Source organism: Geodermatophilus sp. SYSU D00814 (assembly GCF_054050055.1).
In genome coordinates this window covers 25,021-46,678 of the sequence record NZ_JBJGYP010000013.1, presented here as the reverse complement: position 1 = coordinate 46,678, position 21,658 = coordinate 25,021, and the positions used below count along the sequence as shown (strand labels likewise).

27 protein-coding genes are annotated in these 21,658 nt (G+C 76.5%); 15 read left to right on the top strand and 12 right to left on the bottom strand.

The window, feature by feature from the left end; genetic code table 11:
• Positions 1-77: 77 nt before the first annotated feature.
• Genes ACI780_RS11935 through ACI780_RS11925 form a run of 3 tightly spaced genes read right to left on the bottom strand, consistent with a single transcriptional unit; the run spans position 78 to position 3,020 of the window.
• A complete protein-coding gene (locus tag ACI780_RS11935; RefSeq protein ID WP_457003131.1) occupies positions 78-1,226 on the bottom strand; it encodes an AI-2E family transporter in 1,149 nt (382 codons plus the stop codon).
• Between the two features lie 25 nt (positions 1,227-1,251).
• Positions 1,252-1,752, bottom strand: coding sequence for an RDD family protein (locus ACI780_RS11930; RefSeq protein ID WP_456868492.1), 501 nt, complete (start codon positions 1,750-1,752; stop codon positions 1,252-1,254).
• Positions 1,749-3,020, bottom strand: coding sequence for a hypothetical protein (locus ACI780_RS11925; protein ID WP_457003129.1), 1,272 nt, complete (start codon positions 3,018-3,020; stop codon positions 1,749-1,751). The genes ACI780_RS11930 and ACI780_RS11925 overlap by 4 nt, the downstream gene beginning before the upstream one ends.
• 393 nt (positions 3,021-3,413) lie before the next feature.
• Here ACI780_RS11925 and ACI780_RS11920 point away from each other — a divergent pair, with 393 nt between their 5' ends.
• Both ACI780_RS11920 and ACI780_RS11915 read left to right on the top strand, forming a co-directional pair.
• Positions 3,414-6,026, top strand: a complete 2,613-nt coding sequence (locus tag ACI780_RS11920) for a LuxR C-terminal-related transcriptional regulator (RefSeq protein ID WP_457003127.1) — start codon at positions 3,414-3,416, stop codon at positions 6,024-6,026.
• 174 nt (positions 6,027-6,200) lie between these two features.
• Positions 6,201-6,614 carry a hypothetical protein gene (locus ACI780_RS11915; RefSeq protein WP_457003125.1) on the top strand — a complete coding sequence of 138 codons (414 nt, stop codon included), beginning with the start codon at positions 6,201-6,203 and terminating at the stop codon, positions 6,612-6,614.
• Here the strand turns inward: ACI780_RS11915 and ACI780_RS11910 are convergent.
• On the bottom strand, positions 6,603-7,346 hold the full coding sequence (locus tag ACI780_RS11910) for a YhjD/YihY/BrkB family envelope integrity protein (RefSeq protein ID WP_457003124.1): 744 nt from the start codon (positions 7,344-7,346) through the stop codon (positions 6,603-6,605). The two genes, ACI780_RS11915 and ACI780_RS11910, sit on opposite strands and share 12 nt — an antisense overlap.
• A 451-nt stretch (positions 7,347-7,797) precedes the next feature.
• Here ACI780_RS11910 and ACI780_RS11905 point away from each other — a divergent pair, with 451 nt between their 5' ends.
• Positions 7,798-8,241 carry a DUF7144 family membrane protein gene (locus tag ACI780_RS11905; RefSeq protein ID WP_456868487.1) on the top strand — a complete coding sequence of 148 codons (444 nt, stop codon included), beginning with the start codon at positions 7,798-7,800 and terminating at the stop codon, positions 8,239-8,241.
• Between the two features lie 221 nt (positions 8,242-8,462).
• Positions 8,463-8,981, top strand: a complete 519-nt coding sequence (locus tag ACI780_RS11900; protein ID WP_456868486.1) for a DUF6325 family protein — start codon at positions 8,463-8,465, stop codon at positions 8,979-8,981.
• Between the two features lie 45 nt (positions 8,982-9,026).
• On the opposite strand, the gene ACI780_RS11895 is transcribed toward ACI780_RS11900, so the two are convergent.
• The 3 genes from ACI780_RS11895 to ACI780_RS11885 all read right to left on the bottom strand — a co-directional run bounded on the left by ACI780_RS11895 (position 9,027) and on the right by ACI780_RS11885 (position 10,130).
• Positions 9,027-9,659, bottom strand: coding sequence for an Rv1733c family protein (locus ACI780_RS11895; protein ID WP_456868485.1), 633 nt, complete (start codon positions 9,657-9,659; stop codon positions 9,027-9,029).
• A gap of 69 nt (positions 9,660-9,728) precedes the next feature.
• A complete protein-coding gene (locus tag ACI780_RS11890; RefSeq protein ID WP_457003121.1) occupies positions 9,729-9,974 on the bottom strand; it encodes an SHOCT domain-containing protein in 246 nt (81 codons plus the stop codon).
• 3 nt (positions 9,975-9,977) lie between these two features.
• Positions 9,978-10,130 (bottom strand): hypothetical protein, encoded by a 153-nt coding sequence (locus ACI780_RS11885; RefSeq protein ID WP_457003119.1) that lies wholly within the window; start codon positions 10,128-10,130, stop codon positions 9,978-9,980.
• A 404-nt stretch (positions 10,131-10,534) separates the two neighbouring features.
• Between ACI780_RS11885 and ACI780_RS11880 the strand changes: the two genes are divergently transcribed.
• The 3 genes from ACI780_RS11880 (at position 10,535) to ACI780_RS11870 (ending at position 11,852) form a co-directional block, all read left to right on the top strand.
• The gene (locus tag ACI780_RS11880; protein ID WP_456868483.1) at positions 10,535-10,738 is read left to right on the top strand and encodes a hypothetical protein; all 204 of its coding nucleotides are present in this window, start codon (positions 10,535-10,537) and stop codon (positions 10,736-10,738) included.
• 200 nt (positions 10,739-10,938) lie between these two features.
• A complete protein-coding gene (locus tag ACI780_RS11875) occupies positions 10,939-11,313 on the top strand; it encodes a PLDc N-terminal domain-containing protein (RefSeq protein ID WP_456868482.1) in 375 nt (124 codons plus the stop codon).
• Between the two features lie 71 nt (positions 11,314-11,384).
• The gene (locus tag ACI780_RS11870; RefSeq protein ID WP_457003117.1) at positions 11,385-11,852 is read left to right on the top strand and encodes a DUF7144 family membrane protein; all 468 of its coding nucleotides are present in this window, start codon (positions 11,385-11,387) and stop codon (positions 11,850-11,852) included.
• Between the two features lie 128 nt (positions 11,853-11,980).
• On the opposite strand, the gene ACI780_RS11865 is transcribed toward ACI780_RS11870, so the two are convergent.
• Positions 11,981-12,346 carry a carboxymuconolactone decarboxylase family protein gene (locus ACI780_RS11865; RefSeq protein WP_456868480.1) on the bottom strand — a complete coding sequence of 122 codons (366 nt, stop codon included), beginning with the start codon at positions 12,344-12,346 and terminating at the stop codon, positions 11,981-11,983.
• Between the two features lie 158 nt (positions 12,347-12,504).
• On the opposite strand from ACI780_RS11865, the gene ACI780_RS11860 reads away from it, so the two are divergent.
• The gene (locus ACI780_RS11860) at positions 12,505-14,070 is read left to right on the top strand and encodes a hypothetical protein (RefSeq protein WP_457003114.1); all 1,566 of its coding nucleotides are present in this window, start codon (positions 12,505-12,507) and stop codon (positions 14,068-14,070) included.
• Positions 14,071-14,079: 9 nt separating this feature from the next.
• Here the strand turns inward: ACI780_RS11860 and ACI780_RS11855 are convergent, their stop codons facing one another.
• The 3 genes from ACI780_RS11855 to ACI780_RS11845 are packed head-to-tail and all read right to left on the bottom strand — an operon-like array spanning position 14,080 to position 16,629.
• The gene (locus ACI780_RS11855; protein WP_456868478.1) at positions 14,080-14,676 is read right to left on the bottom strand and encodes a potassium channel family protein; all 597 of its coding nucleotides are present in this window, start codon (positions 14,674-14,676) and stop codon (positions 14,080-14,082) included.
• 55 nt (positions 14,677-14,731) lie between these two features.
• Entirely contained in the window at positions 14,732-16,174 is a 1,443-nt protein-coding gene (locus tag ACI780_RS11850) for a DUF2252 domain-containing protein (protein ID WP_457003112.1), read from the bottom strand.
• On the bottom strand, positions 16,168-16,629 hold the full coding sequence (locus ACI780_RS11845) for a hypothetical protein (RefSeq protein ID WP_457003110.1): 462 nt from the start codon (positions 16,627-16,629) through the stop codon (positions 16,168-16,170). The genes ACI780_RS11850 and ACI780_RS11845 overlap by 7 nt, the downstream gene beginning before the upstream one ends.
• 116 nt (positions 16,630-16,745) lie before the next feature.
• On the opposite strand from ACI780_RS11845, the gene ACI780_RS11840 reads away from it, so the two are divergent.
• From ACI780_RS11840 to ACI780_RS11830, 3 genes are all read left to right on the top strand, one after another.
• A complete protein-coding gene (locus tag ACI780_RS11840) occupies positions 16,746-17,327 on the top strand; it encodes an HdeD family acid-resistance protein (RefSeq protein ID WP_456868475.1) in 582 nt (193 codons plus the stop codon).
• A 168-nt stretch (positions 17,328-17,495) separates the two neighbouring features.
• On the top strand, positions 17,496-17,780 hold the full coding sequence (locus tag ACI780_RS11835; protein ID WP_456868474.1) for an SHOCT domain-containing protein: 285 nt from the start codon (positions 17,496-17,498) through the stop codon (positions 17,778-17,780).
• 58 nt (positions 17,781-17,838) lie between these two features.
• Positions 17,839-18,351, top strand: a complete 513-nt coding sequence (locus ACI780_RS11830; protein WP_457003108.1) for a DUF1269 domain-containing protein — start codon at positions 17,839-17,841, stop codon at positions 18,349-18,351.
• A gap of 78 nt (positions 18,352-18,429) precedes the next feature.
• On the opposite strand, the gene ACI780_RS11825 is transcribed toward ACI780_RS11830, so the two are convergent.
• A complete protein-coding gene (locus tag ACI780_RS11825) occupies positions 18,430-19,140 on the bottom strand; it encodes a helix-turn-helix domain-containing protein (RefSeq protein WP_457003233.1) in 711 nt (236 codons plus the stop codon).
• On the opposite strand from ACI780_RS11825, the gene ACI780_RS11820 reads away from it, so the two are divergent.
• From ACI780_RS11820 to ACI780_RS11805, 4 genes are all read left to right on the top strand, one after another.
• Positions 19,132-19,317 (top strand): hypothetical protein, encoded by a 186-nt coding sequence (locus ACI780_RS11820; RefSeq protein WP_457003235.1) that lies wholly within the window; start codon positions 19,132-19,134, stop codon positions 19,315-19,317. The two genes, ACI780_RS11825 and ACI780_RS11820, sit on opposite strands and share 9 nt — an antisense overlap.
• Before the next feature lie 152 nt (positions 19,318-19,469).
• Positions 19,470-19,967 (top strand): NUDIX domain-containing protein, encoded by a 498-nt coding sequence (locus ACI780_RS11815; RefSeq protein WP_457003106.1) that lies wholly within the window; start codon positions 19,470-19,472, stop codon positions 19,965-19,967.
• A gap of 74 nt (positions 19,968-20,041) precedes the next feature.
• Complete coding sequence (locus tag ACI780_RS11810) at positions 20,042-20,515, top strand: DUF7144 family membrane protein (RefSeq protein WP_456872477.1); 474 nt, start codon at positions 20,042-20,044, stop codon at positions 20,513-20,515.
• 73 nt (positions 20,516-20,588) lie between these two features.
• Complete coding sequence (locus tag ACI780_RS11805; RefSeq protein WP_457003103.1) at positions 20,589-21,629, top strand: patatin-like phospholipase family protein; 1,041 nt, start codon at positions 20,589-20,591, stop codon at positions 21,627-21,629.
• Positions 21,630-21,658: the final 29 nt, after the last annotated feature.

Here is a 21,658-nt window from a genome sequence, read left to right as displayed (position 1 = left end):
GGCATCGTCCCGGGCAGACGACCGGTGCGGTCGTGCCCGCCGGGGCCGGGCCCCTCCACGGGACGGCGGCGGGCCGCTCACCCCGCCGGGCCGGTGCCCGCGCCGGGGCGGCCCTCCCGCCCGGGGCGGCGCCACGCCGGCCGCCGCCCGTCCGCCGGGTCACGGGGGTGAGCGGCACCGGACGAGCCCGCGAGGAGGGTCCTCGCCCACCGGCGGTCGGGGTCCTGCGCGACGAGCACCGCGAGCAGGAACAGCGTCAGCGGCACCGCGAGGATCGCCCCCGCGGGCCCCAGCACCACCGTCCAGACGATGACGGAGAGGAACGAGACCGTGACCGAGAGGTTGACGACGCTCCCGACCACCACCGGCTGCAGGACCGACTGCAGCAGGAAGTTCGCCACCGTGTAGACGACCACCACGAGCAGCCCGAGTCCGGGGCCCCCGACCAGAACGGCCAGCACCGTCGGCGGCGCCAGCCCGAGGAAGAAGCCGATGTTGGGCACGTAGTTGGTCAGGAAGGACAGCAGGCCCCAGACGAGCGGCAGCGGGATCCCGAGGACCACCAGCGCCACGGTGTCGACGACGGCCACGAGCAGACCGAAGACCGTCGTCACGACGACGTAGCGACGGGTGTTGCGCGCGAAGTCCCCGAGCGCCGCCCGCAGGCGCGCCGTCCCGGGGACCGCCGCCAGGCGCTCCGGCAGCCCGGCGGCCTCGGCGGTCATGAACACCGCGGTGGCGAGCACGAGGAACAGCGCGCCGAGCGCGCCGGCGACGCCCGCGAGGAGGGTCCGGACGGCGTCGAGGACCGTCTGCAGCTCGACCGGGGGCACCACGTCCGCCGCCTGCTCCGGTGGGGTGCCCGCCGAGACGAGCAGCGAGCGGACGTCGTCCAGCAGCGCCCGCCACTCGTCGGCGTACTGCGGCAGCACGGCGGCGAACTGACCGAGCGAGACGACGAGGGCCACGGCGAAGACGACCAGTCCGCCGTCGACGACCACGACGGCGGCGGCGACCGCCACGCTCGTCCGGACCCCCCGGCGCACCAGCGCACCGATCAGCGGGTGGACCACCACGGCCAGCACGAACGCGAGGGCGACCGGGCCGAGGACCGGGGAGGCGGCGCGCACGCCCCAGAGCGCGACGGCGGTCCCTGCCACCCCCAGCACCACGGTGAGCCAGATGGGCAGCGGGCCGCGGGGCGCCGGTCCGTCCCCGCCGTCCACGCCGTGCGCCACCGGTCCCGGTCGGTCAGGTGTAGACGACCGAGGAGCGCACCACGAGGTCCTGCACCGAGCGGTTCTCCCTGCTCACCACCACCCAGAGCACCCCGACGAGGAACACGGTGCACAGGACCGCCCGGGTGCACGCCCGACGCCAGCCGAGAGGCGCACCGGTGTCGTCGACCACGCGCAGCCCGAGCAGCCGGTCGCCGTAGGTGCAGCCGGCCACCGCCCACGTGACGGCGAAGTAGACGGTCAGCAGCCCGAGTCCCAGCACGACCAGGAGGCCCAGCGAGGGGGCGGGGAAGCGGAAGCTCGTCGGGGACAGCAGGAACCGGGTCGCCGCGACGACGGCGTAGCCCCCGGCCAGCAGGAGCAGCACCACCGCGGCGTCGACGACGTTGGCCAGGCAGCGGGTGACCACCCCGGCGCGGCGGCCGCGCACCGCGGCCCGCACCGCGTCCGCCTCGCCCGCCGGGCGCGGGGGCTCGTGCCACGGGTAGGGGGAGCGTTCCGGTGCGCGGGTCACGGGTTCCTCCCCGGGTCACGGCCGTCCACCGGTCCGGTCCGGGTGCGCCGGCCGCTGCGGTGCAGCAGCCGGTCCACGACCCGCTCGACGGCGCGGTCGGCGTCCACGCCCTGGTCGCGCACGCCGCGCACCACCTCGTCTGTGACCGAGCCCGTCGAGTCGCGCAGCAGCCGCGGCAGGTCGATCTCCTGGACGACGTAGCGGGCGAGGCCGGCGACGTCGGCACGGGCGATGACGCGGTCGACGTCCACCCGGTCCACGGTCCCGTCGAGGTCGACGCGGTCCACGACGCGGGCCACGTCGACCCGGTCCACGACGGCGTCGAGGTCCACCCGGTCCACGACGCGCGCCACGTCCACCCGGTCCACGACGGCGTCGAGGTCCACCCGGTCCACGACGCGCGCCACGTCCACCCGGTCCACGACGGCGTCGAGGTCCACCCGGTCCAGCACCGCGTCGAGGTCCAGGCGGGCGGCGACGGCATCGACGTCCAGCCGCGCGGCCACGGCGTCGAGGTCCACCCGGTCGAGCACCCGGCCGATGTCGACCCGGTCGATCAGAGCGTCGAGGTCGACGCGGTCGAGGACGCGGGCGACGTCCACCCGGTCGACGACGGCGTCGAGGTCGATGCGGTCCAGCACCGCGTCGAGGTCGATGCGGGCGGCCACGGCGTCGATGTCCAGCCGCGCGGCCACGGCGTCCAGGTCCACCCGGTCCAGGACGCGGGCGATGTCGACCCGGTCCACGACGGCGTCGAGGTCGATGCGGTCCAGCACCGCGTCGAGGTCGATGCGGGCGGCCACGGCGTCGACGTCGAGTCGCGTGGCCACGGCGTCGAGGTCGGCCCGGGCCACGACGGCGTCCACGTCCAGCATCCCGGCCAGCCGGTCGAGGTCGACGAAGTCGCGGACCAGCCCCGGGACGTCGAGCCGCGCGAGCACCGCCCGGGCCACGTCGGGGACCAGCTCGTCGGCCGCCGCGGACAGGACCCGCACCGCGGCCGACGCCGGGCGCGTGACCATCCGCAGCACCTGCCCGCGCACCGCCCGGCGCAGCCCGCCCGGCGGGCCGGACGGGGGGCGGGGGAGGGCGCGGCGACCCGCGACGACGGCCGTCTCCGCGGCCCACCTCCCCAGCGCGACCGAGACCGCCAGGACGGCGAAGGCGGCGTGCACCGTGTCCTCCACCGCGCCGCCCGCGGCCGGCGGGCGGAGGTCGGGCGGGCTCCCCGCCGCGGGGTCGCCCGCGGACGGAGGCAGGCGGCTCACGGACACGGGGGACCGCCGGCCTGTGACTCGCTCATGCGGCCTCCCGGTCCGTCGGAGCCGCCAGCATCGTCGAGCCGGGACGGGCAGCCCTCATCCCCTGCGGGTGAGCCGGGCCGTGGGGTCCCGGGGCCACGATCACCCCGGAGCCCGAGCCGGCCACCCCGGGAGAGTCCGTGCGCGCCGTGACCTTCGCCCCTGACCGCGGTGACGTCCGCTCGGCCAGGCTGCGGTGAGGAGTGGGGAACTGGACGACAGGAGACACCGCCGACCGCCGTCCACGACAGTCCGGACGCGGGTGCTCGAACAGCGCGGGAGCCACGTATGACGAGATCGTCGACAGCGAGGACTCCCGTCCCGGTGGTGGGCCGGGCCGTTCCGACCGGACACCGCGGTGTGGCGCTGCTGGAGTCGAAGCTCGCGCCTCCCGAACCGGCCCACGCGACCGTGCTCCGCCGGCGCCTGCTGGACCTGCTGACGCGACAGGTGCAGCGGTCCCCGCTCACGCTCCTCAGCGGCCCGGCGGGGTCGGGCAAGACCGTGCTGGCGTCCTCGTGGCGGCAGACCCAGGGCGCGGGGCGACCGGTCGCCTGGCTGACCCTGGACTCCTACGACGACGACCCGGCCACGTTCTGGGGCTACATCGTCGAGGCGTTGTCCCGTGCCGGCGTCCGGTGGTCGGAGATCCCCGAGCTGGTCCCCGGGGAGCCGCCGGGGGCCTCGCTGATCCCCCGCCTGGCGGGCGACCTGGCCGCCTGTCCCCACCCCGTCGTGCTGGTCCTCGACGACGCCGACCACGTCACCGACCGGTCCATCACCGCCGGCCTCGACCTGCTCATCCGCAACGCCGGCAGCCGGTTGCGGCTGGTGCTGTGCACGCGCGCCGACCCGCTGCTCCCGCTGCACCGGTACCGGCTCGCCGGCACGCTGTCGGAGATCCGCGGCGACCAGCTCGCCTTCACCCCGGACGAGACGCGCGACCTGCTCGCGGCGATGGGCGTCCCGGTGACGGCGGAGGTCGCGCGGGCCCTGTGCGCCGAGGCGGAGGGCTGGGCGGTCGGCCTCCGGCTCGCCGCGGCACCCCTCAAGCAGGGCGTGCCGCCCGAGCGCCTGGTGACGTCACTGACGCACGACGACGGGAGCGTGGCGCAGTACCTGTTCGCGGAGGTGCTCGAGCGCCAGCCGGCGAGCATCCGCCGCGTCCTGCTCCGCACGAGCGTGACCCCCGAGCTGTGGCCCGACCTCGTCGACCGGCTCTGCGGCCGCCGCAACACCCGGCGCGTGCTGGCGGGCCTCGCGCACGCCAACGCGTTCGTCGAGGAGTCCCCGAGCGCTCCGGGCGGGTTCCGCGTCCACCCCCTGTTCCGGGAGATGCTGCAGGCCCAGCTCGGGTACGAGCACCCGGGCGAGCTCGCCGCCCTGCACCGGACGTGCGCCGCGTGGTACGCGGAGGCCGGCCGCGCCCAGGAGGCGGTCGGGCACGCCGTCGCCGCCGAGGACTGGGGCTCGGTGAGCCGCCTGCTCGTCGACGACCTGCTCGTCCCCCGCCTGCTGGTGCACGGGGCGGGCGCGGCGGTCCCCGGCCTGCAGTCCCTGCCACCGGGCGTCGACGGCGCCGAGGCCGCGGTCGTCCGGACGGTCGTGGCCCTCGCCGCGGGGAGCACCCCGGCCGCGTCCGACCTCGCCGCGGCGACGAGCGCGCAGGAGGGCACGCGACTGCCGCTGCGGGTCTCGGCGACGCTGGCCTGCCTCACGGCGAGCGCGCGGTCCGATCCCGCGGCGGCCTCGCTCCTCGACCGCGCCGACGCCGCTGCCGCGCTCGTGGCCGAGCTCCCGGACGGCGAGCACCGGGCGCGCAGCGAGGGGATGGCGGTGGTCGAGCAGCTGCGCGCGGTGGCCGCCCTCCGGACCGGTGCCCCCACCCGGGAGCTGGTGGCCGTCCTGCGGACCGCGGCCGCGGCGGCCAACGCCGCGGGGTCGCGCGGGCTGCGGTGCCGGGCGATCGGCTCCCTCGCGCTCCTCGAGGCGATCGAGGGGCACCTGGGCCGGGCCGCCCAGCTCGCTCAGGAGGCCGAGGGTCTCCTCGCCGAGCAGGGCCTGGAGGAGGCAGCGCGCGACCCGGCCGCCGCGACGGCGCTGGCCTGGGTCCACCTGCGGCGGTACGCGCTGGTCGAGTCGCGGGAGTGGCTGGGCCGGGCCCGGGGACGGGGACGCCCGACCGGCCCGGGGGCGGTCGGGACGGAGCCCCTGCAGGCCGTCCTGCAGAGCCAGCACTTCCGCATGCGGCACGAGTACGGGCTGGCCGAGCGGGTCCTGCGGCCCCACCTGGAGGGGGCGCCCCTGCCGCGGTGGGTGGCCGAGCAGGTGGTGACCGAGGTGGTGCGGCTGGCCGTGGCGCGCGGGCACGTCGACGACGGCCTGGCGATCCTCCGGGACAGGGGCCGCGACGAGCCGTGGAGCCGGCGCCTGCAGGCGGCGGTGGACCTCGCCGGAGGAGCGGCCGACGCCGAGCTGCCGCCCGAGGAGGAGTTCCCGGGCTCGCTGTCGGACCTCGTCGAGTCCACGATCGTCCGGGCCTGTCAGCTGCTGGAGCGCGGTGAGGTGAACGTCGCGGCCGAGGAGCTCGCCGTGGCGCTGGACCGCGCCCGCCCCGAGCAGCTCCGGTGGCCGTTCGTCGACACGCCGCCGCAGGCGCGCCGGCTGCTGCGCACGCACCCCCGGCTGCAGACCCTCGGCGCGTGGCTCAACCCGTCCAGCCGGGCCGGGGCGCCCGTCGCCGAGGACGGGCCGCGGGAGACGGCGGCCGGCGAGGTCGTGCAGGAGCTCAGCGACCGCGAGCTGGAGGTCCTCCGCCACCTCGCCGAGATGCTCTCGACCGCCGAGATCGCGGCGACCATGTTCATCTCGGTGAACACGGTGCGCACCCACATCCGGAGCATCCTGCGCAAGCTCGCCGTGAGCCGGCGCAACCAGGCGGTCAGGAGGGCGCGCGAACGCGGGCTGCTGTGAGCGCCGCGCATCACGCGCGGTGGAGGAGGCGGGCGCGGGCCCACTCCGGCAGCGTCGGGAGCGGGGCACTTCCGCGGAAGTGCACACGACAGACCGGGTCCGGCCGACACCCCGATCCAGGAGGGTCCCCGGCCGGGACTCCGCCACCGAAGAGCAGTCAGGAGGTCGATGGCCATGGCAGCGGCACGGAACCGGTACGAGGTCCGCGTGGGGACCCACCTGAGCACGGCGGCGATCTCGACCTTCCGCGTCCCCGTGACGCCGACCGCCGTGCCGCGCGAGACGGTGTACCGGTTCCGGGTCCCCGCCGACCGCGACCTCACCGAGGTGCTCGACCGGCTGATCAGCCGGGACGTGCAGGTCCTGGAGATCCGCCAGTGCCCGGAGCCGCCGGGCCGCGGCCGCGGACCGGAGCCCGGCAGGCCGGCGGAGGCGCCGGCGGAGGTCCCGGCGGGGACCGGACCTGCGGACGGCGACGGCGTCGTCGTGCCCTTCCGGGCGGCCTCGGCGACCGGGCGGCGCGGGGAGGACCCACCGCGGCGCCGGCGCCGGCGCGCGGGTCCCGCGGAGGGTCCCTCAGCCGGCTGAGCCGCCGCGCCGGCGGTGCAGGGCGTGGCCGACCACGGCACCGCCGAGCAGCGCGACGCTGAACCAGGTCAGCCAGGTCATGAGCACGAAGACGACGCCGATGGGGCCGTACCGCTCGGCGTTCGAGACCACCGCGCCCGAGAGGTGGACGCTGGTCGCCACGCTGACCGCGGCCAGCCCGGCGGTGGTCGCGAGCGCCGCCGGCAGCAGGGCCGACCAGGTCACCCGCCCGGCGAGCAGCAGCCGCTGCGTCCACCACGACCACAGCAGGACCAGCGGGGAGCACAGCACGGCGGTCAGGACGGCACCGGCGACCCCGCCGGCGAGGCCGCCCACGACGGCCACCGTGGCCACGACCGCCAGGAACGACGCCAGCCAGACCAGCGGTCGCCACACGTGCCGCCGGCCCAGCTGCGGCAGCTCCCAGACGCTGGCGTAGAAGCGCTGCAGCTCCGCCGGCCAGGCGTAGGCGGCGAGCACCGTGCACGCCGCACCCAGCGCCGACGTCGTCGAGCTGATCGTGTCGGTGGTGGCGAAGAGCTCGCGGACGGCGTCCCGCGCCTCCGCGGACAGGGCCATGTGGTGGGCCAACCGGTCGGCGAGGCCGTGCTCCCTGCCGATCGGCACCGCGGCGGCCAGCGTGATCAGCGCCGGCACGAAGAGCACCATGCCCAGGGCGCTGAACACGAGGGCGTGGTGCGTCGTCCCCAGCTCGCGGATCCGGGTCCGCACGGAGCCGACGTCCCCGGACCGCGCCCGCTCCGCCACGGCCGCGGTCCGGTCCCGCCCGCGCTCCGCGGCGACGGCCGCACGCGCCAGCACCTCGGGCAGGCGCCGGGGCGGCCCCGCCGGGGCCGGGCCGGACGCCGGCTCACCCGGTCGCCCCGCGGGATCGGTGGACGCCACGGGCCGCCTCCGTCCTCCTGCGCAGGGGGCACCGTCCCCGCTGGGCGGCCCCGGCCGTGGGTGCAGCCCACACCCCCGGACGGCCGCGGGGATCCCCCCGGGCGGAGGGCCCGCCGTCCGCCGCGGCCCGCCGTCGCCCCGCCCGTCTCATGCAGGACGGACGATGCCGGGCCGCCCGCCGGGTCCCACGATGGCGGCGCACGCCATCGGACACCCCGCCGACCGGTCCCGCGCGAGGGGCGGCCGCAGCCGGGGGCGGACCTCGGAGGACAGGCTCATGACCGACACCTCGCACCGCTCATCCACGCAGACCGGCGTCCCGTACGACGAGCCGCCGACAGCCTGGGCCGGCTGGGTGGTCTTCGGCGCCGTCATGCTGATCACGCTGGGCGCCTTCCAGATCGTCCAGGGGCTGGTGGCCCTCTTCGACGACGGCTTCTACGCCGTCACGTCGGAGGGGCTCGTGGTGGACGTGGACTACAACACCTGGGGCTGGATCCACACGGCGATCGGCGTCGTCGCGATCCTCACCGGCCTGGGACTGCTGGCGGGCAACATGGTGGCCCGCGTGGTGGGTGTCTGCATCGCCGCGCTGAGCGCCCTGGTCAACCTGGTGTTCATCTCGGCCTACCCGATCTGGTCGGCCATCATGATCACCCTGGACGTCATCGTGATCTTCTCGATCATCGTCCACGGCCGGGAGGTCAAGGGACTGCGCTGACCAGCGCCGCACCCCCGGCGTCCAGCGGGGGACGAGGGAGCCCCACCCGCCCGGTCGAGCACGTCCGGGCGGGTGCCGTCGCGCGCGGCCGGGGAACCGCACGCCCCCGAGGGGCTCTCGGGGGATCGGGCGGGATCGTCCGCCCCGGGTGACGTGTACCGCCCGGTGACCGGGGACGGTGACCGGTGTCCGTTCCCGTCGACCGCCCGCAGGGGGAGACCGTGACCGCAGACCTCGAGCAGGCCCCCGACCTGGCCCAGATGGGTCCCGTCGACTACCTGGTGGTGGCCTTCCCGACCGACCGCATGACCGGTGAGGCGCTGCCGCTCCTGGTCGACCTCGTCGACCAGGGGATCATCCGCATCCTCGACCTGGTGTTCCTGCGCAAGGACGAGGACGGCACCGTCACGACGCTCACCCAGGTCGACCTGGACCGCATGCGGGTCCTGGAGGCGGCACTGTTCGACGGCGCGGCCTCCGGCCTGCTGGGTCCCGACGACGTCGCCGAGGCGGCCGCCGCGCTCGAGCCCGGCACCGCGGCCGGCGTGCTGGTCTACGAGAACGCCTGGGCAGCTCCGTTCGCCACCGCCCTGCGCCGCTCCGGCGGCCAGCTGGTCGCAGCCGGCCACGTCCCGGTCCAGGCCCTGGTCGCCGCGCTCGACGCCCTCGAGGCCCTCGAGGGCGAGGAGCAGGGCGCCCGCGCCGGGTCCCCGTCCGAGCCGGCCGCACCGGTCGGCTGAGGGTCGCCCTCCGGCTCCGGATCCCCCGCCGGGGCCGGAGGGTGCCTACAGCAGCCGGGAGTGCCAGTCCGGCCCGACCGTGGCCCACTCCCGCTCCCACGCGCGCTCGCGCCGGACGTCCAGGACGTGGCCGAGCAGGACGTGGAGGGTCCAGGCGACCAGGGGCACCCCGACCAGCGGCACGGCCCCTGCCGTCGCCGCCGAGGTCGGGATGCCCGAGCGGTCGCGGGGTGCCGCGGCGAGGTCGCCCTCCCGGTCGACCCACACCGGCACGGCGGTGCCGGCCGGCGTCCCGGGCGGCACCGGCACCGGCCCGACCCGGGACGCACCGCCGGGTGCCGGCCACGTCGCCCGGACCGGGACCGTGGTGGCGAGGGTGCTTCCCCCGGTGCCGTCGCCCCCGGTGCCGTCGCCGCGCCGCACCGGTCCCGGCGCCTCCTCGAGGAGGACGGCCTGGGTCCGGGAGCGCTCGGCGGCCTCCGCCGCCGCGACCGCGGAGAGGTGTGCCGCCGTGGCGGTCGACACGACCACCGCGAGCAGCGGGGCGAGGAGGAACGACAGGACGACGACGATCCGGCCGGCGACCTGGATCCGGTCCGAGCCTCGCTTGAGCGGCCCCGAGCCGAGCGTGAAGCGGCGCAGCGACCGGCGCGCGAGGGTGTCCCGCTCCTCGGTCATCCGGCGGCCCTCCGGTCCGTGGTCGGGTGGGTGTGGGGCCAGGCGGGACCGGGGTGCGGGCTCGCGGGGTCAAACCAGGACCCGCCGCTTGAGCTGCTCGAACTCCTCCTGGCTGATCGCGCCCTGGTCGAGCAGCTGCTTGGCGCGGGTGATCTCGTCGACCCCGCGGAAGCCGGGGGCCGCCACCGAGCGGATGTAGTCGTCGGTCTGCTGCCGGGCGTGCTGGGCCTGCCGCACGTCGCGGTCGGCCAGCGCACGTCCCTGCGTGACGAGGTAGGTGATCGAGCCGATCAGCGGCAGCACGAGGACGAACACGACCTAGCCGGTCTTGCCCCACCCGGACACGTCGTGCCGCCGGAACAGGTCCCCGAAGACCGTGATGAGCAGCCAGAAGAAGACCAGCAGGGCGAAGAAGAGGACGAAGGTCCACATCAGGTCGACCAGCGGGTAGTCGTCGGCGGCCGCGGCCATGGCCCACCTCCGTGCGGGGAGTCGTCGGGACCAGGGTGGGGGCCGGCCCGGGGAGGCCCATCCCCCCGCCCGGATGACTGCAGGCGGGACGGCGGCGCCCGGCCCGGCGAGGACGCGCGTGCACCCCTCCCACCCCGGCGACCGCACGGGACGGCCGGGCGCCGGCGGCGACCCGCGGCGGCGACGCGGCGGCCGGTGCCCGCCTCATCCAGGGGGGAGGAGGCCGCGGGCGCCCGCGCAGGACGAGGCTCGGCGCATCGGATCGGACCCGCCGAGCGTCTCGGGGCCCGGGCGTCCGGGCGAGTCGACGGTCGAGTGGCTCCGGGGGAGGGCCCCTGCAGGACGGTGTCCGCACCGATCACGAGGGAGCACGGAGAATGGGACGTCGGGTGTACGAACTCCGAGTGCGTGGACGAGTCCCCGCCGACCTCCTCGAGGAGATCGGCGCGGAGGACTTCGGCGAGGAACCACCCCTGACCATCCTCAGGACCGAACCGACGGACCAGCCCGGCCTGCACGGCATGCTGCAACGCCTGCGCAGCCTCGGCCTGGACCTGCTGGAGGTCCGCACGGCGGGTCCGGAGCCGTCCGACACCACCCCTGCGTGAGCGACGGCGCCCCGCGTCGTCGGGGCGGCCCCGGGAGAGGAGCCGCGGGGGCACGGCGACACCGCCGGCCCCCCGCGGCCGTCCGACACGCCACGGGGGCACGGCTGACCCCTCGTCGCGACCCGGTCACCCCGGCGGGGTGATGAGCGCCCGGGAGCCGCCTGGCCACCATCCCCCCACACCCGTCCCGAGGAGGACCGATGCCCCTGCTCGACCTGTTCTGGACCACGCTGATCGTCTTCGGCTGGGTCCTGTGGTTCATGCTGCTGTTCCGCGTCTACGGGGACCTCTTCACGCGCCGCGACATCAGCGGCTGGGTCAAGACCGCCTGGGTCGTCGTCACGCTGCTGGTGCCGGTCGTGGGCGTGCTCGTCTACCTGATCGCGCAGGGCCGGGGGATGGCCGAGCGGCAGATCCGGGCCGTGGAGCAGCAGCAGCGCGCCACCGAGGCCTACATCCGGTCCGTGGCGGCCGACGCGGAGGCCGAGCAGCTGCAGAAGGCCCGGGCCCTGCTGCAGAGCGGAGCGGTCACGCCGGCCGAGTACCAGCAGATGGTCCCCGCGCCGCGCGCCTGACCCCGGCCGCGCGGCCCGTTCCCCGCCCGTCGGGCCGTCCCGATCCCGCCGTCGCCTCCGGAGGACCCGTCATGTCCCAGGTCCCGTCCCCGTCCCGGGCCGATCCCAGAGCGCCGGAGGGGACCGTCCCGTCGTCCCCGGCCCGGACACCGTCGCCGGAGGCGCCGGAGTGGGTCTGGTTCAGCGCCGTGCTCATGGTGCTGCTGGGCCTGTCCTGGGCGCTCCTCGGGCTGGTCGCCCTGCTCGACGAGCAGGACCTCGGCCAGCGGGCCAACGAGCTGTTCGTCGTGGAGGGGTACGCCGCGTGGGGCTGGGTGCACCTGCTCGGTGGGCTGCTCGCGGTGGCGGCCGGGGCCGGGATCCTGCAGGGCGGGCACCGGTGGGCCCGGCTCTCGGGCATCGGCCTCGCGGTGGCCTGTGCCGTCGTGAACCTCGGGTTCCTCGCCGCCTCGCCCGCGTGGTCGACGGTCGTGATCGCCCTGTCCGTCGTGGCCGTCCACGCCCTCACGGTCCACGGCCGGGAGATCGACGAGCGGTAGTCCGACCAGCGGTGGTCCGACCAGCGGTGGGCCACAGCGCCGCTCCCCGTCCCCCGGTGGCACCGGGGAACGGGGGGCGGCGGTGCGCTGCGCCTGCGGGGCCGGCCGCAGCGGCTACGGCGGGCGCCTCACGAGCTGCGCTGCTCCGGGATCATCCCGTCGCCGAGGGCCGCGGCACCGAGGACGCCCCGCACGATCGCGCCGGCCGCTGCGGTGACCCGGGCGCTGCCGACCACGGGAGCGATCGCGACCAGGACCGCCTGCGCCTTCTCCACCGTGAGCCCGGCCTCCTCGGCCACCCCGAGGGTGATCAGGTAGGAGACCGGCGGGGCGTCCATGGCCACCAGCGCGGCCAGCCGGACGAGCAGGTAGGTCTCGTCGTCGAGACCGGAGCGCTCCAGCGCGTCGAGGTTCATCGCGAGGAGCGTCTCGAGGACCGGGGCCTCACCCTGGGCGATGCGGCCGAGGGCGTTGTCGGGGGCGGTCTGGGTCATGGTTCCTCCTGGAGGGCTGGTGGCTACGGCGCCCAGCGTCGGAGAGCGGACGGCGCCGGTCCTCATCCCCGGGGGATGATGAGCGGCTGCCCGCCCGGGACCAGGCTGACCGGCGTCGGCTGGGCGCCGCGCCCGCCTGCCGCGGGAGGGGAGAACCCATGCGTCGCTTGGTCGCCGGCCTGCTCATCGTGGTGAGCGCCGTCGCGCTGGTCCTGGCGAGTGTGTCGCTGTGGACGCGCCAGAACGTGATCGACACCGAGGCGTTCGTGTCCAACGTCGAGACGATCGTCGACCTGCCGGAGGTCGAGTCCCGCGTCAACGAGCGGGTGACCGAGACGGTGATGGCCCAGCCGGCGGTGCAGGACGCCGTCGACGAGGCCGTGGCCGTGCTGCCGGAGAGGCTGCAGCGGTTCGGGCCCACGGTGGAGAGCGGTGTGCAGTCGGTGGTCGCCGCCGGTGTGCAGCGGCTGCTGACCAACGACCCGTTCCGGCCGCTCACGCGGGCCGCGCTGACCTCCGCGCAGGAGCAGCTCGTCGCCGGGGAGCCGGTGCAGTACACCCTCGGACAGGCGAAGGCCCTCGTGCCCGCCTCCGCCCGCGACGGGGTCGCCGGCCAGGTGCTGGACCTGCTGCCGGACGACGCGGGCGTCACGCTGCTGACCCCGGCCGACGCCCCGCAGGTCTACACGGCCATCGACCTGCTGGACTCGGCGTGGTGGTGGCTCGGCCTCGTCGCGCTGGCCGCGCTCGCCGGGGCGCTCGGGGTCTCCCGGCGCCGCCGCGGCACGCTGCGGGCCTGGGCGGTGACCACGACCGTGCTCCTCCTGCTGCTGCTCGCCACGCTGCGCGTGACCCGCGGTCTGCTGCTCCCACAGGTGCGCGAGGAGAACCGGGACGCCGTGGGTGCGGTGTACGACGTGCTGGCCGCCAGCCTGCGGTCCTGGACGCTGTGGCTGCTGGCCGCCGTCCTGCTGGTGCTCGTGCTGACCCTGGTCTGGGGGCGGCTGGGCATCGTCGCCGGGATCCGGACGGGCCTGGCGTCGGCGCGGGCGCAGCTGCGCCGGCGCCAGGAGGCCCGGGCACTGGCCGCCCAGGGCGCCGCACCGGGCGAGGCCGTCGCGGCCACCCGGGAGTCCTGGACGCAGCGCGTCGAGGCCTGGTGGCGGGCCTTCACCGAGGGCCTGGAGCTGCGCCGGCGCAGCGCCCGCCTCGGCGCGGTGCTGCGCGACCACCTGGTCGCGGCCCGCTGGGCGGGGATCTCCGTCGGGGTGCTCCTCCTGCTGTTCTGGCCGGAGCCGACGCTGTCCGTGCTCATCTGGACCGCCGCGCTGGTCGGCCTCTACCTCGGCGCGCTGTCGTGGCTGGTCGACCAGGCCCCCGAGGCGGCCGCCGGCGAGCCGGGGGAGGCGCCCGCGGGTGTGGCCGGCTCCACGGCGGCGGTGCCGCCCGCGGAGGTCCCCGTCGCGGTGCCGGCCCCGCGGTCGGTCGGGGTGCCGTCCCCGGAGGCCAGCCCGAACGGCGCGTCGACCGCCACCCTCGTCGACACGGTGGCCCCCGCGGCGCCCGGAACCGCACCGCTGGTGCCCGCCGGCCTGACGCCGGAGACCATGACGACCCTGAGCGGCCGGCTGGACCTGCTGGTGCGGCTGGGGGAGGCCCGCGACGCCGGCGTCCTCACCGACGAGGAGTTCGGCCGCGAGAAGGACCGGCTCCTGGGCGTGTGACCGTCCGGATCAGGAGGGGCCGGCGCCCGCCGGCTCCTCCCGCCGGCGCCGGTCCACCGCGGCGAGGATGACCCGGAGCACCAGCCCGATGAGCACCAGGTCGCCCACCATCTGGACGGTCGTGAGGACCCGCGCGGCGTCGCTGACCGGCGCGATGTCCCCGAAGCCCACCGTGGCGAAGACCGTGACCACGAAGTACAGCCCGTCGATCCGGCTCAGCGGCTCGGAGAACGCGTCCGGGTCGCCGGCCGCCACGACCAGGCACGCCCCGGCGAAGACGACCAGGAACAGCGGGATCGACACCGCGACCGCCTCCACCGCCTGCAGCGCGGGGTGGCGGGAGCGCAGGATCGCCCGCACCTGCCAGGTCACGATCAGGCCGAAGGCCAGCAGGCCGGCGACGAGCGCGAGCAGCGTCTCCAGGCCGGGCCGGCTGGTCAGGGGGAGGACGGCGTACAGCGCCAGGACGGCGGCGACGCTGAGCAGCGTCCGGCCGAGGGCCACCACGAGCGCCCGCCGGCCGGGCACGGGCGCGAGCCGCGGCTCGCGCGGGTCGTCCCGCGCCGGTCCGTGCCGGTCGGGCCTGTCGCGGGAGGCGGCGTCCACGCGCGGCATGCTCCGCCCGGCCCGGCCCGCGAGGCGTCATCCGGCCCGGGTGAGCTCAGACGCCGGTGGTCGCCTGCACGCGGCCGGCGCTCACGGCCTCGGCCAGCCGGCCGTGGTCGCCGTCGTTGACGTCGGCGTAGGCCTCCGCGACGTCGGCCAGCGCCTCCTCGAACGCCGCGGAGGACCCCAGGTACCCGGCGATCGCGATGCGGTCCCCGGACCGCGCGTGGGCCCGGGCGAGGCACCAGGCGCACAGCTCGCCGTAGCTCTGCAGCCCGGCGGGGCGCAGCTCGTCGATCTCGAAGGCGCCCTTCCAGTCCCGCAGCTGCCGGACGTAGAAGTCCCGCTCGACCCCGTCGATGCCGGCGCTGCGCTGCCAGCCCAGGAACACGTCGCTGGCCTGCTGCATCAGCCGCTGCCCGGCGACGACCCGCTGGCCCTGGTTGGAGTACCGGCTGCGGCCGACGAACTCCGCGTGCACCGACGGCGCGGCCTCCTTCACCTGCAGGAGCAGCGGGTCGTCCTCGTCGCGGCCGACGAGCAGCACGACCCAGCAGCGGGTGCCCACGCTGCCCACGCCGACGACCTTGCGGGCCATGTCGACGAACGCGTAGCGCTCGAGCAGCGTGCGGCGGTCGGACTGCAGGGACCGGCGGTACTGGCCGATCAGCCCGCCGAACGCCGCGGCGAGCTGCTGCTCCTCCGGCTCCGGCACCAGGTCGCGCAGGGGCACCAGCAGCGGCGGCTCGGCGCGCAGGCGCAGCCGGCCGTCGACGACCTCGGTGAGCTTGCCGAAGGCCTGCAGCGTGTCCCGGGTCCGCGCCTTCTCCAGCGCCCGGGCCAGTCGACGGCGCGGCTTGTCGTCGAGCTGCGGGGCCAGTCGCTGCTGGAGGTCGTCGGCGTCGATGTGGGAGTACCAGACGTCGATGTCGCGCATGCCGGCGAACTGCGTCATCGCCTCCCGGTAGCGCGCGCCGGCCGCGACGGCGAGGGCACGCCGCTGCCGGCGGCCGATGCCCTTGCCGCGGGCGGCGATGACCAGGCTGGCGACGAGCCGCTTGACGTCGTGCTCGAACGGCCCCGGGAGGGTCTCGTCGAAGTCGTTGGCGTCGAACACCAGCCGGCGTTCGGGCGAGCCGTACAGGCCGAAGTTCGACACGTGCGCGTCCCCGCACATCTGCACGGTCAGGCCCGACGCCGGGGCGCCGGCGAGGTCGGCGGCCATGACCCGGGCGGCCCCGCGGTAGAACGCGAACGGGGAGGACAGCATCCGCCCGTACCGGATCGGCGCGAGCTCCGGGAGCCGGTCGGCGGCCTGCTCCTCCAGCAGCGTCAGCGGGTCCGGCGAGGCCGGGGTGCGGGAGAGGACGGCGTGCGCGGCGAGCGGCGCACCGGCCCGGAGGGCCTTGCCCGCGGCCCGCCGCTCCCGCGGGGTCGGCCGCCGGGTGTGCGGGGTGTCGACCGGAGCCGCCGGTCCAGGGCGCTCGGCGGTCAGCACGTCGAGCTCGTCTCGTCCACGAGGGCACCGGCCCCCTGCAGGAAGGTCCCGACGGCGGTGGCCGCCGCGCCCAGCGTGTCGGCGGAGGGGGAGCCCTGCGCCGCGTCGACGGCGTCCCCGACCGCGTCGGCGTCGGCCTGCACGCCGTCGACCTCGTCGCGGTACTCGGCGCGGGCGGCGTCGGCGAACCGCGCCCAGTCGTCCTGGACCGTCGCCCAGGCCTCCTCCAGGGCGCCGGTGCCCTGCTGGACCACCTGGACGTCCCCGAGCGCGGCCAGTGACGTCCGGAGGGCGTCGGCCGACCCGCACACGTCGGGGGCCGGGGTGGTCCCCGCGGCCGTCCCGGACTCCGCGTCCGAGGAGCAGGAGGCCAGTCCCGCTCCCACGACCACGGCCACCACCGCCGTCGCGCACCTCGACCCGACTCCCGCCGAACCGCCACCAGACCTGCTCATGCCGCAGACGGTGCCGGTGGCCGGCCCCGCCCTGCGTCATCCCCGGGGGATGAGGTCGGCCGGGGTCCCGGACGGCAGGGTCGGCCCGGACGGATCGGTCCGGGGGAGGAGCCGGCATGACCGCGAACGTGTCCAGCCGCTATGCGGGCGCGACCCCCAGCAGGCACACCGGCGTGCGCGTCGTGGTCGGCCTGCTGGGCCTCGCCGCCGTCGTGCTCGGCGTCGTCCTGCTGTTCCAGCCGGCCGCCGCCGCGCGCACCCTGGCCCTGCTGGTCGGGCTCTCGTTCATCCTGGGCGGGCTGCTCGAGGCCGCCCTCGGGTGGGCCGGCGAGCAGCGGCGGTGGTCCTCGGTGGTCCTCGGCGCGGTCCTGGTGGTCGGCGGCCTCCTCGCGATCGCCTGGCCCGGCATCACGCTGTTCTCCCTGGCCCTCATCACCGGGCTGTCCCTGATCGTCCACGGTGGCGCGCGGGTCGGGGTCGCCGTGGTCGGCCGCCACGAGATCCCCGGCTGGGGGTGGCTCGCCCTCGCCGGTGCGGTGAACGTGTTCGTCGGCGTCCTCGCCGTCTCCTGGCCCGAGGCCACCGTGCTGGTGCTCTCCCTGGCGCTCGGCGCCCAGGTCGCCATCTTCGGCGTGCTGCTCCTCGTCGCGGCCTTCTGGCACCCCGGCGGGCGCGCGGCCACCCCTGCCGTGAGCTGACCCGTCCCCGGGGGGGGGGGGGGGGGGGGGGGGGGGCCCGGGAGGGCCGCCCCCACCCCACCCCCCCCCGGGCCCCCCCCCCCCCCACACCCCCCCCCAGCCCCCCCGCCCCCCCCCCCCCCCCCCCCCCCCCCCCCCCCCCCCCCACCGACCCAGACAGGAGTCGACATGCCCCTGCTCCGCGGGATGGCCCGCACCGCCATCGTCGCCGGGACGGCCACCGCCGTCTCCAACCGCGTCTCCCGCCGCCAGGGCAGGCGCTGGGCCGAGCAGCAGGCCGCCGCGCCGCCGGAACCCCAGTACGGCCAGCCCCAGTACGGCCAGCCGGCACCCCAGCGCACCGACACCAACACGAAGCTGGCGCAACTGCGCGAACTGGCGCAGCTCCGGGACTCCGGCGTCCTCGACGAGGCGGAGTTCGAGCTGCAGAAGAGCCAGATCCTCAACTCGTGACCCCCGTCCCAGGACCCCGAGCCGTTCGGCTCGGTCGAGCACACCCGAGGAGAGATCGATGGCCACGATGACCGTCTGGAAGTTCCCCACCGCGAACGGCGCCGCGATCGCGGAGGAGACGCTCAAGGACCTGCAGCGGAAGGAGCTGATCCGCATCCACGACGCCGCCATCGTCACCTACCCCGAGGGCGCCCGGAAGCCGAAGACCCGTCAGCTCACCAGCATGGCCGGTGCCGGGGCCCTGGGCGGCGCGTTCTGGGGGATGCTCTTCGGGCTGATCTTCTTCGTGCCGCTGCTCGGCATGGCGATCGGCGCCGGCATGGGGGCACTCACCGGCAGCATGACCGACGTCGGCATCGACGACTCGTTCATCCGCCGCATGCGGGACGAGATCCAGCCGGGTACCTCCGCGCTGTTCGTCCTGTCCTCCGGCGCGGTCACCGACAAGGTGCGGGAGGCCTTCGAGGGCCAGCAGATGGTGCTCGTCGAGACCAACCTGAGCCACGAGCAGGAGGACAAGCTGCGCGCGGTCTTCTCCGAGGACGAGGAGCGGGCCACCGCCACCAGCTGACCGTTCCGGCGACCCGGGGCCCGGCTGCCGACGCAGCCGGGCCCCGGTGCTGCGCCGGTTCCCCGGCGGCCGGGGAGGTCACCCCGGGCCGGCGCGGCCGGCCCGCGCCCGCCACTCCGTCGGGCTCACCCCGCGACGCTGGCGGAACCACCGCGAGAAGGCGCTCGGCGCGGTGAAGCCGAGCAGCTCGGAGACGTCGGTCAGCGAGTAGCGGTCGGTCGCGAGGTGGCGTTCGGCCATCGCCTCGCGGGTGCCGTGCACGATCGAGGAGAACGAGTGCCCCTCCGCGGCCGGTCTCCGGTGCAGCGTCCGCGGCGTCATCCCCAGGCTCCGGGCGACCTGCTGCGTCGAGCAGCGGCCGAGCGGGAGCAGCATCTCCGCCAGCTGGGTCACCCGGCCGGTCACCGTCTCCGCCGGGGGAGCGCCGATCGCCTGCCGGAGCTGCCGGGCGTAGGGCCGCAGCAGCGGATCGGACGTCGTGCTCGCGGCGTCGAGCACCGTGGCGTGGAAGACCGGGCCGGTGAAGTCGTGCCCGAACCGCAGCCGCGGCCCGAACACCGCCAGGTGGGCCGACGGCGACGCCGGGGCCGGGTGGGTGAAGCACAGCGACAGCGGCTCCCACGTGCGGCCGAGCAGCTCCCGGACGATCCCGAGCAGCGTCGCCACGGCCAGCTCCAGCGCCTGCCGGGTCGGCGCCGGCTCGCCGAACTCGAACCACACGCGCACCGTGGCCAGGTCCCCGCTGGGCTGGGTGCTGACGTGGGCCGCCGGGAGCTCGGCATGCTGCAGCGGCTGCTGGACACCACGTCCCTCAGCGGCGGGCAGTGGCTGGTCGTGCTCGGCCTCTCCCTCCTCGCACCGACGGTCGTCGCCGTCGACGAGTACCTCCAGCTCCGGCACCAGCGCCGGGTCCCGGCGTGGGAGGCCCCGGCCGTCGCCGGGGCGTCGGACGGTGGTCGCCGGTGAGCGGTGGGCCCCGACCGCGCCGTCGCCGCCGGAGGTGAGCCGGGGCGCACCAGGGGGTGTCCCCGGCTCACCCTGCGCGCAGGATGCCGGCGACGCCCGGGCGCGGCAGGCTGGTCCGGAGCAGGCTCCGGACCACGCAGACGGGCACCGCCATGACCACGACCGACCGCGCAGCAGTGACGCGGCAGGTGTACTTCCACGATCCCCTGGCCCCGGCGGCGACCCGGGTCGTCCCCTCGGTCTTCGTCGCGGTGCGCCGGCACGACGGCGCCCTGCTCCTCGTGCGGCGCTGCGACAGCGGCGCCTGGGAGCTGCCGGGCGGGCACGTCGACGTCGGCGAGAGCGCCGCCGAGGCCGCGGTGCGCGAGACCGCCGAGGAGGCCGGTGTCCGGGTCGAGGTCACCGGGTTCGCCGGCCTGTTCAGCGATCCGGGGCACGTGGTCCGCTCGGCGGACGGCGACGTGCACCAGCCGTTCGCGCTGCTGTTCCGGGCTCGCCACCTCGACGGGGTGCCACACGGGGACCGGCACGAGACCAGCGAGGCCGCGTGGGTCCCCGTCGCGGAGATCCCGGGCCTACCGATGGAACCGCCGGTGCGCGCCTGGGTGGCGCAGGCGGTCGCGGTCGGGGAGCCGCCGGTCCTGCGCTGAGGTCCCCGGCCGTCGGCGCGCGATCGCCCGCGCGGGGTGAGGCGCCGGCGGCCCCGGTCCCGACGATGGGCCGCATGACCACCAGTTCCCCCTCGGGCCCGCGGACGGACACCGGCACCTTCGCGACGCGGCCGCCCCCGGTCGGCACCTCCACCGGTCCCGGCTGGGTCGGTGTCGCGTGGTTCGCCGGCGCGATGGCGATGCTCAGCGGCTTCGCCACCGCCATCAGCGGCCTCATCGCCATCTACGACGACTCGTACTACTCGGTGACCCGCACCGGGCGCGTGCTCGTCTGGGACCTCACCGTCTGGGGCTGGGTGCACCTCGTCCTCGGGGTGGCCCTCTTCGCCCTCGGCGTCCTGCTGGTCACCCGGCCGACGCGCGCGGTCCGGCTGAGCACGGTCGTCCTGGCCGGGATCAACGCCCTCGCCCAGTTCACCTACATGAGCGCCTACCCGGCGTCGTCGATCCTCGTCCTCGCCCTCGACGTCCTCGTCATCTACGGACTGCTGGTCCACGGCCGGGACATCGAGGAGTCCCTCGCCTGACGCGACCGGCAGAGACCGCGTTCACCCACCGGTGGTGAGGCGCGGCGGTCGAGCCCGGGTCGACCCTTCCGGCATGGACCACCGTCTCCCCGACCTCGACCCCCGACCCGTCGCGCGCCGCGGCACCCGGCGCCGGGGTCTCGTCATCGGTGCGGGTGGTGCCGTCGGCGGCGCCTGGGCCGCGGGCGCGCTGTGCGCGCTGGAGGCGACCGGGACGTTCCCGGTGACGGAGGCGGACGTCGTCGTGGGCACCTCGGCCGGGTCGCTGGTCGCCGTGCTCGTCGCCGCCGGCGTGCCGACCTCCGAGATGCTCGGGCTGTTCCCCGACGACGGGTCCCCGCTCGACGGCACCGCCCCCGTCCCGCCGGAGGTGTCGGGCCGGGTGCGCGCCACGCTCGGCGACATCCCCCGGCCGGTGCCCCTCCCGGGCAACCTGCGGCTGGCGGCGCGGACCCTGGGGCAGCCCGGCCGCCGGCCCGTGCGGACCGCGGCGGCGGCGCTCGCACCCCGGGGCCGGGGGGACCTCGCGCCGGTGGGGGAGCTGGTCGGCGGGTTCTGGGGAGACCGCGGCTGGCCCGTCCGTCCCCGCACCTGGCTGGTGGCGATGGACTTCGACTCCGGGCAGCGGGTGGCCTTCGGGGCGCCGGGTGAGCCGGTGACGACACCGGCGGAGGCGGTCATGGCCTCCTGCTCGGTGCCCGGCCGGTTCCCGCCCCGGCCCATCGGGGGCCGCCGGTACGTCGACGGCGGCGCGGTCTCCGTCACGAACGCCGACCTGCTGGCCGGGGAGGGCCTCGACGAGGTGCTGGTCGTCGCACCGATGGCCCCGCCCGCCTCTGCTCCCCGGTCGTCCACCACCGCCCGGCTCGGGCACTGGCGCCGCCCGCTGCTGTCCCAGCGGCTGCGCTGGGAGGTGTGGCGGCTGATCGAGGCCGGGACGAGCGTCCGCGTCCTGGCGCCGACGCCCGAGGACCTCGCGGCGATGGGCACCGACTGGATGGACGCCGGCCGGCACCGCCGGGTCTTCCGGACCGCGGTGCGGACGACGACGGCGCAGCTGCTCCCGGGTGCGGCGGCCTCCGTCCGGTGCGGCGACGTCGACGGCGTGGCCTGACGTGGGTCGGTGCCGGGCGCGCCCCGGCC

Bases quoted from the DNA above. Each gene is read 5' to 3' on its own strand.
- ACI780_RS11830 (WP_457003108.1), top strand. From the start codon at position 17,839: ATGGCCACGATGACCGTCTGGAAGTTCCCCACCGCGAACGGCGCCGCG.
- ACI780_RS11820 (WP_457003235.1), top strand. From the start codon at position 19,132: ATGCTGCAGCGGCTGCTGGACACCACGTCCCTCAGCGGCGGGCAGTGG.
- ACI780_RS11860 (WP_457003114.1), top strand. From the start codon at position 12,505: ATGCGTCGCTTGGTCGCCGGCCTGCTCATCGTGGTGAGCGCCGTCGCG.
- ACI780_RS11835 (WP_456868474.1), top strand. From the start codon at position 17,496: ATGCCCCTGCTCCGCGGGATGGCCCGCACCGCCATCGTCGCCGGGACG.
- ACI780_RS11815 (WP_457003106.1), top strand. From the start codon at position 19,470: ATGACCACGACCGACCGCGCAGCAGTGACGCGGCAGGTGTACTTCCAC.
- ACI780_RS11845 (WP_457003110.1), bottom strand. From the start codon at position 16,629: ATGAGCAGGTCTGGTGGCGGTTCGGCGGGAGTCGGGTCGAGGTGCGCG.
- ACI780_RS11875 (WP_456868482.1), top strand. From the start codon at position 10,939: ATGCCCCTGCTCGACCTGTTCTGGACCACGCTGATCGTCTTCGGCTGG.
- ACI780_RS11840 (WP_456868475.1), top strand. From the start codon at position 16,746: ATGACCGCGAACGTGTCCAGCCGCTATGCGGGCGCGACCCCCAGCAGG.
- ACI780_RS11810 (WP_456872477.1), top strand. From the start codon at position 20,042: ATGACCACCAGTTCCCCCTCGGGCCCGCGGACGGACACCGGCACCTTC.
- ACI780_RS11895 (WP_456868485.1), bottom strand. From the start codon at position 9,659: ATGACCGAGGAGCGGGACACCCTCGCGCGCCGGTCGCTGCGCCGCTTC.
- ACI780_RS11870 (WP_457003117.1), top strand. From the start codon at position 11,385: ATGTCCCAGGTCCCGTCCCCGTCCCGGGCCGATCCCAGAGCGCCGGAG.
- ACI780_RS11805 (WP_457003103.1), top strand. From the start codon at position 20,589: ATGGACCACCGTCTCCCCGACCTCGACCCCCGACCCGTCGCGCGCCGC.
- ACI780_RS11905 (WP_456868487.1), top strand. From the start codon at position 7,798: ATGACCGACACCTCGCACCGCTCATCCACGCAGACCGGCGTCCCGTAC.
- ACI780_RS11885 (WP_457003119.1), bottom strand. From the start codon at position 10,130: ATGGCCGCGGCCGCCGACGACTACCCGCTGGTCGACCTGATGTGGACC.
- ACI780_RS11865 (WP_456868480.1), bottom strand. From the start codon at position 12,346: ATGACCCAGACCGCCCCCGACAACGCCCTCGGCCGCATCGCCCAGGGT.
- ACI780_RS11915 (WP_457003125.1), top strand. From the start codon at position 6,201: ATGGCAGCGGCACGGAACCGGTACGAGGTCCGCGTGGGGACCCACCTG.